The following is a 14954-nucleotide window of genomic DNA, read 5'->3' as shown; positions in this document are numbered from 1 at the left end:
AAAAGGAGAGGTAAAAATGAATCGTTCTTACATGACTGTGACAGAGGTTACTGACTATGGCCCTTATATAACCAAAATCATTCTTCCACTTTCCCAATCTATTAAATCAGAGGCACTATCTGAAGATACATTCAACGTTTATGTCGAGAGACGAAGTAAAAAAACGGGCGAAGTGATACAACTCAGAAAAGATTGGAATTCGGTAGAACTTTATCCGTCAAAAGGCTATTGTCGTGTGACAAATGCGTATACATCAGACAGTGAAGGGAACAAAACCGAAATAGGCAGTCACGCCACGCTGGAACTTGAATGTGAGGCGATCTACCGTTTGAACTCGGAAATTGCGTTTATGCAGGAACATAATGTCTATGTTTTCTGCGATTTTCGCATAACACAGGTGAAAGAAATACAAACCAATACTGATTCCATTTCAGGACTTGTCTATGATCATTTCGGCGGCGGTAACATGGAGCAGGTCAAAGGCTGGGTAAACAGTGAGTCATCATATGCTGAGATGCCCCTCAGTTTTGGCTGTTTTTCACCAAATATAAGCAGAGATAAACATCCCTTAATCATCTGGCTGCATGGTGCAGGCGAAGGAGGATATGACACGACGGTCGCTTATACCGGAAATAATGTAGTAAACCTGTCAAGTGAAAAAGTACAAAGAATATTCGGGGGCGCTTATGTCCTTGCTCCCCAAGTACCCACCATGTGGATGGATGACGGCAGCGGTGAGTACACTAAGAGCGGAAATTCAATGTACGTGAAGGCACTAAAAGCGCTCATTGATGAGTTTATTAATTTACATTCAAACATAGATACGAATCGTATCTATATCGGTGGCTGTTCTAACGGGGGGTTTATGACCATGCGAATGATAATCGATTACCCCGATTTCTTCGCAGCAGCATATCCTGTATGCGAAGCTCTCTATGACGAGGTCATTACGGAACAAAATATTCAAGATATCAAGAATACTCCTATCTGGTTCACACATGCAAAAAATGATGTAATAGTAAAACCTGAAATCACTGTGATTCCAACATATGAGCGTCTATTCAAAGCTGGTGCTCCTAATGTTCATTTATCATATTTTGATAAGGTCGTAGATACCTCAGGTATTTTTAAGGATGATGAAGGAAACCCCTTTGAATTTTTCGGCCATGGCACCTGGATCTACATGCTAAAAGACGATTGCGTACTGGACTACGATGGTTCTCCGGTAAAAGAAAACGGAACAGAGGTAACTCTACTCCAATGGTTGGCGTTGCAGTCAAAACAAATAACAGTCCAGAATTGTTGATCCTATCAGTAAAGTGAAGCTATTAAAACAAATTTAGTAATTTAAGAACATTCATGTGGAAAATCCGCTCTGTGGGGGCAAGAAGGGAATAATCTGGATGTTCCTACAGATTTTTGAAAAGTTCACACCATTAGCATCTTCACAAAAACTAGAGCAGTTAAATAAAAAACTAGTTCTTGTACGTCAATAGACTATGAAATAGTAATGAGGAGGACTGTTGAATGAAAAGAAATATTAAAAAATTAATTGAACAAATGACAATTGAAGAAAAGGCAAGTCTTTGCTCCGGGCTAAACTTCTGGCAGCTTAAAGGAATTGAAAGATTAGGCATACCATCCATTATGGTTACAGATGGCCCGCATGGCCTGCGCAAACAGCAGCAAAGTGCTGATCACCTGGGGATTTATGATAGTGTGCCAGCAACCTGTTTCCCCTCTGCTGTTGGACTTGCAAGTACATGGAATCGTTCTCTAATTAATAAGGTTGGTGCTGCCTTAGGTGAAGAGTGTCAGGCTGAGGACGTCGCTGTTCTTCTTGGACCTGGTGCGAATATCAAGCGTTCACCATTATGTGGCAGGAATTTTGAATATTTTTCCGAGGATCCCTATCTATCTTCGGAATTAGCGGCAAACCACATTAAAGGTGTTCAAAGCCAGGGTGTAGGTACATCACTTAAACATTTTGCTGCCAACAATCAGGAACATCGACGAATGTCGGTGGATGCAATCGTTGATGAACGGACGTTAAGAGAAATATATCTTGCTAGTTTTGAGAATGCCGTTAAGAAAGCTGAACCATGGACTGTTATGTGTTCCTATAACAAAGTAAATGGGGAATATGCTTCAGAAAATAAAACCTTATTAACCGATATTTTAAAGGATGAATGGGGCTTTGATGGGTTTGTCGTTTCAGATTGGGGTGCAGTCAATGAACGGGCAAAGGGATTAGAAGCCGGATTAGATTTAGAAATGCCTTCAAGTAATGGATTAGGAGATAGAAAAATTGTTGAAGCAGTAAAGAGCGGTAAACTTTCGGAACAAACCCTGGACAAAACCGTTGAACGATTATTAAAAATTATCTTTAAGGCAGTGGGTAACAAAAAAGAAAACGCTGTTTATGATAAAGAGGAACATCACCAGCTTGCTAGAGAAGTTGCGAGGGAAAGTATGGTTTTACTGAAAAATGAAGATCGTATTCTTCCGTTAAAAAAGGACGGAACCATTGCCGTTATCGGTGAGTTTGCTGTTAACCCAAGGTATCAGGGCGGCGGAAGTTCCCATATCAAGCCGACCAAGCTGGATAATATCTGTGAGGAAATAGAAAAAACTGCAGGAAATGCCAACGTAGTTTATGCAAAAGGATATCATTTAAAAAATGATCTTACGGATGATCAATTAATTTCAGAAGCAAAGGAAAAAGCGGTCCATGCGGATGCTGCTGTTTTATTTGTTGGTCTTCCAGATCGTTATGAATCGGAAGGTTATGACAGAGAGCATTTAAGAATTCCTGACAATCATCGCATTCTTATTGAAGCGGTAGCAGAGGTACAGCCTAATATAGTGGTCGTCTTAAGCAATGGTGCACCAGTTGAAATGCCTTGGCTTGGTAAAGTAAAGGGCCTCCTTGAAGGATACTTGGGAGGTCAGGCGCTAGGAGGTGCGATAGCCGATTTATTATTTGGTGATGAGAATCCAAGTGGAAAATTGGCTGAAACATTCCCAAAAGAGCTGCGTCATAATCCTTCCTATCTTAACTTCCCAGGGGAAGGGGACAAGGTAGAATATAAGGAAGGGCTTTTTGTAGGGTACCGCTATTACGATGCCAAAGCGATTGAACCGTTATTTCCATTCGGTTATGGTCTGAGTTATACAAGCTTTGAATATTCCAATCTATTAATTAACAAGGAATCCATTTTAGATAATGAAACAGTTGAAGTGACAGCTACAGTTAAAAATACAGGTGGGAGGGCTGGAAAGGAAATTGTTCAGCTTTATGTTCGTGATGTCGAAAGTACTGTTATTCGACCTGAAAAGGAATTAAAGGGCTTTGTAAAGGTTGATTTACAACCAGGCGAAGAGAAAAAAGTAAGTTTCACCTTGGATAAAAGAGCTTTTGCTTATTACAATGTGGATCTTCAAGATTGGCATGTTGAGAGTGGGTTGTTCGAGGTTCTTGTCGGCAAGTCTTCAGCAGAAATGATTTTAAAAGGTACATTACAAGTCAACTCGAGTGTTACGGTTAATAAACTAGTCCATCGGAACACGACAATAGGGGACCTGATGGCCAATCCAGTTCTTGCTCCAATTGTTCAAGAAACCCTTGCTAAAGCAAATGAAGGAAGCCCATTTGCTAATATGGCGGAAGACTCAGATGCTTTTGAAATGTTCCAGGCAATGATGAGATTTATGCCGTTACGTGCCATGGCTGCATTTAATCCAGAAAAATTAACGGAAGATATGCTTACTAGTCTTATCCATCAGCTGAATGAGACATTAAACAATGCGCCTCAGGCTCAAACAATTGAAAACTAAACATCTTATAAATCAATAGGGGATTATAACAAGCCAAACGGATTCGGGAGTTTGGCTTGTTATATGTTTTAAGGTGAAAAACTAATAAATTTAACAATTCTCTTTAAATAAATACTATTTTTCCGTAGATAATACCATAAATCTTAAATAATACGATATAAACTGACAAGTAATAAAACGTTTACATATGAAAAAATGCATTTGAAAGGAATGAATATAAATGACTATAAATTGGATTGAATCAACAAGAGATTCTTATTGGCAAACAAAGGAACCTATCGAAACCTCTGATAAACAAAGCAATTTGATCATAACAGCAAATAAAGGACGTGTTGTTGAGGGCTTTGGCAGCTGCTTTAATGAACTTGGCATGTATGCGCTTAATCACTTGTCTGAAGAAGAGCGTACAAAAGTACTCGATTCTTTATTTGCTACCGATGGAGACTGTCAGTTTACCCTTTGCCGCCTGCCAATTGGTGCAAGTGATTATGCTTTGGAATGGTATAGTCATAATGAAACCAATGACGACTATGAGATGGAGCATTTTTCGATTGAACGGGATCAAAAATACCTCATTCCATACATTCGTGAGGCACAAAAAAGAAACCCGGATATGAAATTTTTTGCTTCACCATGGAGCCCGCCGACATGGCTAAAATTTCCGAAGGCTTATAACTATGGAACACTGCGCTGGGAGAAAAAAGTGCTAGAGGCTTATGCACTTTATTTCGTGAGATTTGTACAAGCCTATGAAAAAGAAGGAATTAAAATCAACCAAATTCATGTTCAAAATGAAGTAATGGCTGATCAAAAATTTCCTTCTTGTAAGTGGACAGGGGAACAATTACAGGAATTTATCCGTGATTATTTAGGACCAGCTTTTGAAAAACACAACCTAGATACAGAAATTTGGCTGGGGACGATCAATGCACCAGAACCTTGGCAGGAGTTAATGACGGATACTACATCTGATTTTGATGTGTATGCTGATCTTGTTCTCAGTGACTCTGAAGCCTATAAGTATATCTCGGGTGTCGGCTATCAATGGGCAGGAAAACATGCTATCCAAAGGACTGCTGAGAGTTACCCTGAATTACGTTACTTACAAACAGAAAATGAATGTGGAAACGGCAAAAATACATGGGAATATGCGCAATACGTCAGCAACCTTTTCCGTCATTATTTTGTTAATGGGGCTAATGGATATGTATACTGGAATGCCGTTCTAGAGCCAAAAGGCCGCAGCACTTGGGGCTGGGAACAAAATTCGATGATCACTGTGGATCCAGAAACGAAAAGCTTCCAATACAATCCCGAATTTTATGTGGTTAAGCATTATTCTCATTTTGTGAAAAATGGAGCGGTCAGACTAGAAACAAAAGGTCATATAACAGCTCATGCACTTGCATTCCAAAATCCGGATAATTCCATTGCATTAATTGTGAACAATCCACTTAAAAAAGAGCGGGAATTAGTATTTGAAATCCAAGGCCAAGCCTATCAATTTGATTTAAAACCTGAATCCTTTAATACAATTGTTCTAAAATAACCCATTGACTCCGGTATTCATGCGAGAGATGTCAGCTGTAAATGCAATGCAGGAGGTAGTATTAGAAAAGAATACTTTTATAAACTTGTCAGTGATTGTGTGGAAACACTGTCTGAACTGAAAATAACTATACGAAAAATCGTATTTAAAAACGGGGATATTTAGCTGGATTTTCAAATGGCTGTTAGTTATATTAAAACCCACATCTGATTACTTTAGAAGCCCTATCTAAAGTAATCAATCATTGAAAAAAACAGGAGTTTCTCCATCTTTAAGCTAATATAATCAAGTGACAGATATATTGAAAATATGATATGCTGTCATCTCTACATAATATCAAAAAATAAAAAGAAGAGGTGCTTGAATAATGAATAAGACAGAATTAGTAAATGCTGTCGCAACACAAGCAGAACTAGCAAAGAAAGATGCCACAAAAGCTGTGGATGTGTTGCTCGAAACCATCTCTAATGCTCTTGCTAAGGAAGAAAAAATCCAGTTAATCGGTTTCGGAACATTTGAAGTTCGCGAACGTGCAGCTCGAACGGGGCGTAACCCACAAACAGGGGAAGAAATTCAAATTCCCGCTTCTAAAATTCCAGCTTTTAAACCAGGCAAGGAATTAAAGGAAGCCGTTAAATAAGTTCGAATATCTTTTATTAAATACAGAAAAGGTTCTAGGGATCATTCCTTAGAGCCTTTTTCTTGTTAAAAAAGTACACTTTTACCACTTGAATTTGTAACCCATTGGTGGATCAGGAATAGAATCATAATCCCTTATGAATTTCTTTAGAATCCCATATTCTTCATGGAGGGTTCTTAATAATCCTGACTGTACTTTCTCTAACCTTTGTATGTGGAAATTTCTCTTTTAAACAATCCTGTACCTGTGAAGCAGTTATATCTGGAAATTATCTTAACCAATGAAGAATTAATTCTTTATGTTCGTTGAACTTCTTTCTTCTTGTCATGGTGGACGCAGTCCACTCTACCATTTCATCTAGTGTCTTCTTTACGTACTTATACACTGTATTTCTTGATATATCTAGCTTCTTTGCGATCGCAGGTATTCTGTACACCTGATTATGCATTCCTTTAATTTATACATACAATTCGAACTTATCCACCTTTAACTAAAATGATTTTGTTTTCTTTTTGGGCCTAAAGGATGTTGTCATAATTAGAAAAGAAATGTTTGAGAGTATTTAGCAAGTTGATGTGCAGGGCTACCGCTGCTACCTGTTCGTTTTTCGAACGGTATTTTTTGATCGAAAAAGGTCATTATTAACGTTCGTTAAACAAAAAAAATTTATGAACGTTCAAAACTTTTATTATACTTTTACGAACAAATATCATAGAAGTAACTCGTTAGCGGTTAAAGCAATCAAGGAGGATGGGATTTGTCGGAAATTGTTTAAAATTAAAATTATTGACAAAATGGGTAGAGGATTTTAACATTTAAAATGTTAACCAATTTTAATTTTGGTTAACATTTAGAAGGGTATGGTTGAAAAAGAGGGGCTTTTGTTTTATGGAAGATCTACTAGATAGAAAGTTTGTTCATAATGATAGCTGACAAAAGATGTGATTTTAAAAAGATATCCACTAATCAAATTAATAAGGATGCTAAAACAAATACCAAGGTTAGGAGGGTGAGAGTGTTTGAGCAAGGAAGACTTCTATAGTGTTAGAATGAGAGCTTCTGAGGATGGAGCCCATGAACAGGGGGGCAAGCATATTTCCGGTGGGGAACTCATTTCTACCTACGACAATTTGAAAAATGCTGTTAATGTCCTGCTCGAAAAGGCATTAACGCATTCAAGAGGGACCCCTGATTTTTTGCAGATTCAGTTTGAATTAATAGATAAACCTGTAACAAAATTAAAGCCATTACCGATTGGTACAAATGAAGTGGAATCTGTAAAAGAAGGACATTCAATCGCACAGAACCTATTAGAGATAGCAGGGGTTCCCCGAAAATGTATTGAAAAAGCATTTGAGCAAATTACTGAAAATTCTGGGCTTAGAGGGGCCATTTTGTTTGATATTCGATCTAGTGTACGAATGGATAATCGAAACGAAAAAGGAGTACGGGTTTCGAGAATGGACTGGTTGACCACGAATTTTGACAAATGGTCGGACCACCACAAAATAACTCCAAGTCTAAGGGTGAAAGAGGCACTTGTTCTTGCAACAAAGGTAAGTCAGCATCCAGCTACAGTCGCAGAATTATGCTGGTCCGATGATCCTGAATATATTACTGGATATGTTGCCGGTAAAAAAATTGGCTATCAGCGGATTACGAGATTAAAAGAATTTGGTGATGAACGTGGCTGCCGCATCTTCTTTGTGGATGGCTTAAGCGATCTGCATGCATACATAGAATACTTAGAAAAACAGCCAATATTCGTTGAATGGGAGGAAGAAAATGTCACACGAATTAATTGAAAAAAGTAAAAAGTACCTTTGGTTACCGTTCACGCAAATGAAAGATTACGATGAAAATCCGATCATCATAGAAAGCGGCCAAGGGATAAAAATGAAAGACACAGATGGCAAAGAATATTACGATGGTTTTTCTGCATTGTGGTTGAATGTCCATGGTCACCGAAAAAAAGAATTGGACGAAGCGATTAAGAAACAGCTTGATAAAATAGCCCACTCTACTCTTTTAGGAATGACTAATATCCCGGCAACAGAGCTGGCAGAAAAACTAATCGAAATTAGTCCAGAAAAACTGACTCGTGTTTTTTATTCAGATAGTGGTGCGGAAGCGATGGAAATTGCGCTCAAGATGGCGTTTCAATATTGGATGAATATTGGAAGACCGGAGAAGCAAAAATTTATTGCAATGCATAATGGCTATCATGGCGATACAATTGGCGCCGTTAGTGTTGGTTCGATTGATCTTTACCATCAAGTGTACGGACCGCTCATGTTTGAAAGCTATAAAGCTCCCATTCCATTTGTCTATCATTCTAAGAGCGGTGATCCAACGATATGCCGGGACGAATGTTTACATATACTTGAACAGCTGCTAATCGAAAAACAACAAGAAATCGCTGCGCTTTCAATAGAATCGATGGTCCAGGGGGCTGGAGGAATGATTGTGATGCCTGATGGATTTTTAGCAGGTGTCCGTGAGCTTTGTACAAAATATGATGTCTTAATGATTGTCGATGAAGTCGCAACCGGATTTGGCCGTACAGGAAAGATGTTTGCCTGTGAACACGAAGGGGTTCAGCCTGATTTAATGGCAGTTGGGAAAGGAATTACAGGTGGCTACTTACCAATTGCGGCAACCTTAACAACAGAGGAAATATACCAAGCTTTTTATGATGACTACGATAAACTAAAAACCTTATTCCATGGTCATTCCTATACGGGAAACCAGCTGGGGTGTGCAGTGGCCCTTGAAAATTTACTTTTATTTGAAAAAGAAAACCTTGTAGAAGAGGTAGCCGAAAAGGCTAAGTATCTCCATAAATTACTTGAGGAGCTGAAATCGCTTCCTTACGTTGGCGACATCCGTCAGCTTGGGTTTATGTGTGGTATCGAGCTTGTTTTTTCAAAGGAAACGAAGGAGCCTTTACCGAAAGAAAAACGGATCGGCTATCAGGCTACACTGAAAATGAGAGAGCTAGGTATGCTAACAAGGCCATTGGGGGATACCATCGTCTTTATGCCGCCGCATGTGAGCACAAAGGAAGAACTAAAAGAAATGGTTGAGATTATGAAAGAAGCGATCATCGATGTGACAAATGAGGTGACAAGTGTTGGAGCTTGATGAATGGTTGAGCAAGCGAATTGATCAAACGAAAGCAGCTGGTTTGTATCGAAAACTACGAACGATGAATACGGCTCCTCTTCCAGAAATGTTAATCGACGGTAAGAGACATCTAGTTTTTTCTTCCAATAATTATTTAGGTTTGGCGAATGACAGGCAGTTGGTTTACGCCGCAGAAACAATCCTGAATGAATTTGGAGTAGGCAGCAGCGGCTCTAGATTAACCACTGGCCATACAGAGTGGCATCGAAGGCTGGAAGAAAAAATCGCTCAATTTAAGCAAACGGAAGCTGCCTTACTTTTTTCAAGCGGCTTTTTAGCAAATGTTGGTGTGTTATCTTCCCTACCTGAAAAAGGGGATCTCATTTTAAGCGACCAATTAAATCATGCAAGTATTATCGATGGCTGCCGACTTTCAAAAGCCTCAACTGTTGTGTATAACCATATCGATATGGATCATCTTGAAGAAAAGTTGAAAAAAACATCTCACTATATACGGCGTTTTATCGTAACAGATGGTGTTTTCAGTATGGACGGAACAATCGCCCCTCTTGATCAGATTATCTCCCTTGCAAAACGGTATCATGCCTACGTAATTGTCGATGATGCACATGCAACAGGTGTTTTAGGGGAAAAGGGAAGGGGCACGAGCGAACATTTCGGTGTGCAACCTGATGTGGTTATCGGAACCTTAAGTAAAGCTGTTGGCACGGAGGGCGGGTTTGTTGCGGGTTCTCGGGTTCTAATTGACTTTCTGCTCAACCATTCGAGGACCTTTATATTTCAAACTGCAATGCCTCCCTCCATTTGCTCTGCCTCCTATGCAGCATTTGAAATAATTGAAGAAAGTGACACAAAGCGCAAGCTGCTAGTTTCAAATGTAAAAAAAATAAAAACGAGTTTAGTAGAAATGGGCTTTGACGTGAAGGGGGACGATACCCCGATTATTCCTATTATGATCGGAGAACCAACAGAGGCGGTTATTTTTGCCGAAAAGCTCCAGGAAAATGGAATTTTTGCGCCTGCAATCCGTCCGCCAACGGTTCCTGTTGGGGAAAGTCGTATCCGCCTAACCGTCACCTCTGACCATTCTTCGAATGAAATTGATTACTTGTTAGAGTGCTTTTATTGCATTGGTAAGGAGCTGAAATTGATTTGAAAAACGGAATTTTTGTTACAGGAACAGATACTGATGTTGGAAAAACCATCATAGCGAGTGGAATAGCAGCAGTGCTAAAAGAGAGACAGATAGATGTTGGAGTGTTTAAGCCATTTCTAAGCGGTATTCCACGTGAGGATCCAGCAAGCGATACAAGTCTTTTAAAACAACTATCTGAAACATCATTATCTTACGAAGAAATCACGCCTTTTCCATTTAAAGAACCACTTGCACCATACATTGCAGCAAAGCTCGAAGGGAAGAGTGTTGGGATTGAAGATGTATTAGATCGTTGGGAAAAGATTAAAGGAAAACACGGTTTTTTCATTGTCGAAGGGGCTGGTGGTATTTCGGTCCCACTAGGGGAACAGTTTTTAGTAAGTGACTTAATAAAAGCATTAAAGCTGCCCGTTTTGATTGTAGCCCGGCCAAATCTCGGGACGGTGAATCATATTTTTCTAACGGTTCAGTACGCAAAAAGTCTAGGGCTCACGATTGCCGGTATCATTCTGAATGGGATTAGTGAGAATCCTAGTCTTGCTGAAATAACCAACCCTAAATTAATTGATGAATTATGTGGTGTCCCTATATTAGGAATTACTCCTAAACTGAAAGATTTAACAATGGCAAACATAAAAAATATGGTAAAAGAACACGTAGATATGACTTTATTATTAAACGAAAAGGAGCTAAGAAGATGAATAAATGGATGGAACTTGCGGAACAGGTATTAACAGGGAAGGAAGTCACAAATGACGAGGCTTTTTCAATCTTAGAATGTCCGGATGATGAAGTATTGTTGCTCATGCATGCGGCATTTCAAATTAGAAAGCGCTTTTTTGGCAAAAAGGTAAAACTGAATATGATTATGAATACAAAATCGGGATTATGTCCAGAAAACTGCGGTTATTGTTCTCAATCTTCTATTTCAACTGCACCGATTAATACGTATAGAATGGTTGATAAGGATACAATCCTTAAAGGAGCAAAGCGTGCCCATGATTTAAATGTAGGGACATACTGTATTGTGGCCAGCGGCAGAGGGCCATCAAATAAAGAAATTGATCACGTGGTGGAAGCAGTAAAGGAAATAAAAGAAACATACGGATTAAAAATCTGTGCTTGTCTAGGGCTGTTGAAACCAGAACAAGCGAAGCGCCTAAAAAAAGCCGGGGTAGACCGTTATAACCATAATATTAATACATCCGAGAGTAACCATGCAAACATTACCACATCACATACGTATGATGATCGCGTCAATACGGTTGAGACGGTAAAAGGATCTGGTATGTCGCCATGTTCAGGTGTTATTGTCGGTATGAGGGAAACGAAGCAGGATGTAGTGGATATGGCTAACAGCTTAAAAGCTCTTGATGCGGATTCCATTCCAGTTAATTTCTTACATGCCATTGACGGTACACCACTACAAGGAGTAAAAGAATTAAATCCACTTTATTGTTTAAAAGTGCTAGCATTATTCCGCTTTATCAATCCAACTAAGGAAATTCGAATCTCGGGTGGACGCGAGGTCAACCTTCGTTCCTTACAGCCGTTAGGGCTATACGCAGCCAACTCGGTTTTCGTTGGCGATTATTTAACAACAGCTGGCCAAGAAGAAATTGAAGATTATAAGATGTTACGTGAGTTAGGATTTGAGGTAGAATCAGTAGAAGAAATGAAAGCTAACTTAGTAGTAGAAAAATAAAAGAGTTTAAAAGTTTTACAGAGATATGAGTGATGGATCGCTGTAAGATGATTGTGATTATATTAAAGGGGGCTGACATGAAAACAGATTTAAATCAAACATTACCACTTTCATTTACTACTACTGAGTTTTTTCAAAATCCTTATCCATTTTATGAAAAGCTTCGATCCATGCATCCAATCTATTGGGGAAACCTGTTAAAGTATCCGGGATGGTATGTGACAGGATATGAAGAAGCAATAACCATTCTTAAAGATACTCGATTTAAAAATCGCACCCCGCTGCCCCAGACATCGAAAAAATATGAGCAGCTCAAAAACATCCAAAATGACATGATGCTTTTTAAAAATCAACCAGACCATAAGCGGTTGCGTTTCCTGGTTAGTAACCTATTTACTCCTAGAATGGTGGAACATCTTCGTCCTTTTATCCAAGAAACGGTAAACGATTTACTGCAACAGTTTCAAAATAAGAAAACAATGGATGTGGTTTCCGATTTTGCGTTTCCTTTAGCAAGTCTCGTTATCGCGAAAATATTAGGAGTACCTCAAGAAGAGCGATATCAATTTAGAGAATGGGCGGCAAGCTTAATTCAAACCATTGATTTTACCCGTTCGAGAAAGGCGTTAGATAATGGAAATGCAATTACTATAATCTTAAGGGATTATTTTAATGAACTAATTAAAAAACGGAAACACAGCCCTGAAGAGGATCTTATCAGTTTGTTAATAAAAGAGGAACAGCAAGGGGACAGGTTAACAGATGAGGAATTATTGGCAACCTGCATTTTACTTGTTATTGCCGGTCATGAGACAACAGTCAATCTTATTAGCAATTCGATCCTTACCTTATTGAAACATCCTAATCAACTGATGGAGCTAAAGGAAAAACCATTACTGATTGAAGGAGCGATTGAGGAGTGTTTACGCTATGAGAGTCCAACACAGATGACCGCTCGGATTGCTACGGAGGATATTGAGATCCATCATACAACTATTAAAAAAGGGGAACAAATATATATCTTATTGGGAGCTGCCAATCGAGATCAGAATAAATTCCATGATTCTCATTTATTCGACATAACGAGGAATCCGAATCCCCATCTTGCATTTGGATATGGCACGCATTTTTGTTTAGGTGCCCCGTTGGCACGTTTAGAAACACAAATTGCGATTAAATCATTCCTAGTTTGGAAAGACAACCTTCAATTAGCGGCTTCTGACTTGCAATGGAGAAAACTGATTGGATTTAGATCGCTAAACGAACTGCAAATTATATTTGACTGAGTTAGAGATTTTATATTTGGAATGGTGAATCCAAGCGGTAAAAGAAAAAGGACACAAACTATGCATCCGCTTTTTCATATGTTCCTACCGCCATAATGTAATGATTATGAAAAATTCATTGATATCCTTAGTAAGATCCTATAAAAGGCCCTAGCAGCTAAAGGAGGGTACTGAAAAACCTTCGGTTTTTCAAAAATCTTTTTATCACCACAAAAAAAGACGACTCTAAAATTCCAAAATGGGGATTTTAAGTCGTCTTTTTTAATCTAAGGGACACAAAAAACCCGAATAAGGGATTTTTTTTAAGAGTCCATTATTCGGGTTATAGTTCATGTTACCAAACTAAGGTTTTTTTAGGCTTTTATTTCTCTTTCCGTTAGTGTGGAAACTACACATGATTTCCTCTCAATGAGTTCTGTATCCACAAACAATTTAATTTTATCCGTGTCATTATTTTCAATCTGCTTAATAAGTTTTTCAACAGCAAGTAAAGCAATCCGGTCCTTTTTCACATGGATTGTCGTTAATTCAGGCGTTATCACTTGGGATTCAAATATGTTATCAAAACCAATCACAGATACGTCATCCGGAACTCTGACGCCTAATTCAGTAAGCGACTTTATAACGCTAATGGCCATATAATCAGCTTCGCAAAATAAGGCTGAAGGTAATTGGTTTAACCGGTTTTTGATTTTCTCTTTAAACACATCCTGGGATGAAATCACTGTCGGGGATACTGAAAAGTAATTGGTTTCGGCAATCATTAACCCATTTTCACTAAGTGCTTGTAAAAAACCCTTTTTCCTCATATCAAAATTATACATTCTCGTATTTGACCCTACATAACCAATTTGCTGGTGTCCTAACTCCATTAAGTATTGTCCTGCCTGGTATGCACCATATACGTTGTTCATGACGACAAAGCTGACATCCATTGTTTCGAAACAAGTATCCAAAACAACAATATTTGGCTGAACACTTGCAACTAGGTTAATTTGCTCCGGTGTTAAGTTGGTACCTAACAATAATATACCGGCGGACTTTTGTTCTTGCTCGAGTCTGGTTATTTCATCTTGGAGGTTATCTATGTTAATTGAAGAAACCATAAGTGAATAACCACTGGTTCCGATTTGTTTGTCAAGATTATGTATTAAATCCGTGAAAAAAGGGAGTGATTCATATTGCTCTGTTACAATGCCTGCATTTGTGACTGCTACAAATCTCAACAGTTTTGTGTTTAGCTGAACAAATTGATCAGCTTTAATAATTGGGCGTGGAATATATCCATGTTCCTGAGCAATTCGCAAGACCTTCTCACGTGTTTTTTGGCTGACACCATTTTTTCCATTTAACGCCAGAGAAACAGCGGATTTTGAAACATTAGCTAATTTAGCAATATCATCTATTTTCATAAAGTTATAAACACCTGCCTACGTGATAAAAATTCATTTCGTTAGTTAAACCTTTTTGTTTATTTTATTATAGCATAAAACAAGTTGGTTTAGTTTATATTTAGTTATTGTTTAGTTTTTATTTAGTTTTTATTTAGTTAAAAATATCTAAAATAAAACGAAATTCTAGACAATATAGTAGGTAACCAAAGAATAAACATATAAAAATACTAAAATTTATAT

General features: G+C 38.4%; 12 protein-coding genes. 10 read left to right on the top strand and 2 right to left on the bottom strand.

The annotated features are described in order from the left end of the window. Positions 1-16 precede the first annotated feature (16 nt). From COD92_RS06140 to COD92_RS06125, 4 genes are all read left to right on the top strand, one after another. Positions 17-1306, top strand: coding sequence for a prolyl oligopeptidase family serine peptidase (locus COD92_RS06140; protein WP_098995934.1), 1290 nt, complete (start codon positions 17-19; stop codon positions 1304-1306). A gap of 221 nt (positions 1307-1527) precedes the next feature. Beyond that, complete coding sequence (locus tag COD92_RS06135) at positions 1528-3837, top strand: glycoside hydrolase family 3 C-terminal domain-containing protein (RefSeq protein WP_098995933.1); 2310 nt, start codon at positions 1528-1530, stop codon at positions 3835-3837. A 220-nt stretch (positions 3838-4057) separates the two neighbouring features. Further along, the gene (locus COD92_RS06130) at positions 4058-5386 is read left to right on the top strand and encodes a glycoside hydrolase family 30 protein (RefSeq protein WP_098995932.1); all 1329 of its coding nucleotides are present in this window, start codon (positions 4058-4060) and stop codon (positions 5384-5386) included. A 367-nt stretch (positions 5387-5753) separates the two neighbouring features. Further along, entirely contained in the window at positions 5754-6026 is a 273-nt protein-coding gene (locus COD92_RS06125) for an HU family DNA-binding protein (RefSeq protein ID WP_098528495.1), read from the top strand. 268 nt (positions 6027-6294) lie between these two features. Here the strand turns inward: COD92_RS06125 and COD92_RS06120 are convergent, their stop codons facing one another. Next, positions 6295-6474 carry a helix-turn-helix domain-containing protein gene (locus COD92_RS06120; protein ID WP_098528496.1) on the bottom strand — a complete coding sequence of 60 codons (180 nt, stop codon included), beginning with the start codon at positions 6472-6474 and terminating at the stop codon, positions 6295-6297. A 571-nt stretch (positions 6475-7045) separates the two neighbouring features. Here COD92_RS06120 and bioW point away from each other — a divergent pair. From bioW to COD92_RS06090, 6 genes are all read left to right on the top strand, one after another. Beyond that, complete coding sequence (gene bioW, locus COD92_RS06115; RefSeq protein ID WP_098995931.1) at positions 7046-7831, top strand: 6-carboxyhexanoate--CoA ligase; 786 nt, start codon at positions 7046-7048, stop codon at positions 7829-7831. After that, positions 7812-9170, top strand: coding sequence for an adenosylmethionine--8-amino-7-oxononanoate transaminase (gene bioA, locus COD92_RS06110; RefSeq protein WP_098528498.1), 1359 nt, complete (start codon positions 7812-7814; stop codon positions 9168-9170). The genes bioW and bioA overlap by 20 nt, the downstream gene beginning before the upstream one ends. Further along, positions 9160-10329: an 8-amino-7-oxononanoate synthase gene (gene bioF, locus COD92_RS06105; RefSeq protein WP_098528499.1), complete on the top strand. Its 1170-nt coding sequence runs from the start codon at positions 9160-9162 to the stop codon at positions 10327-10329. Before bioA ends, bioF begins: the two co-directional genes overlap by 11 nt. Then, entirely contained in the window at positions 10326-11030 is a 705-nt protein-coding gene (gene bioD, locus COD92_RS06100; RefSeq protein WP_098528500.1) for a dethiobiotin synthase, read from the top strand. The genes bioF and bioD overlap by 4 nt, the downstream gene beginning before the upstream one ends. Next, positions 11027-12034, top strand: a complete 1008-nt coding sequence (gene bioB, locus COD92_RS06095) for a biotin synthase BioB (protein WP_098995930.1) — start codon at positions 11027-11029, stop codon at positions 12032-12034. The genes bioD and bioB overlap by 4 nt, the downstream gene beginning before the upstream one ends. 77 nt (positions 12035-12111) lie before the next feature. After that, positions 12112-13320, top strand: a complete 1209-nt coding sequence (locus tag COD92_RS06090; RefSeq protein ID WP_255295246.1) for a cytochrome P450 — start codon at positions 12112-12114, stop codon at positions 13318-13320. Between the two features lie 353 nt (positions 13321-13673). Here COD92_RS06090 and COD92_RS06085 read toward each other — a convergent pair whose 3' ends face one another. Further along, positions 13674-14732 carry a LacI family DNA-binding transcriptional regulator gene (locus tag COD92_RS06085; protein WP_098528502.1) on the bottom strand — a complete coding sequence of 353 codons (1059 nt, stop codon included), beginning with the start codon at positions 14730-14732 and terminating at the stop codon, positions 13674-13676. Between the last annotated feature and the right edge of the window lie 222 nt (positions 14733-14954).

It is taken from the genome of Bacillus sp. AFS037270 (assembly GCF_002585305.1).
This window is presented reverse-complemented; position numbering and strand designations above follow the sequence as displayed.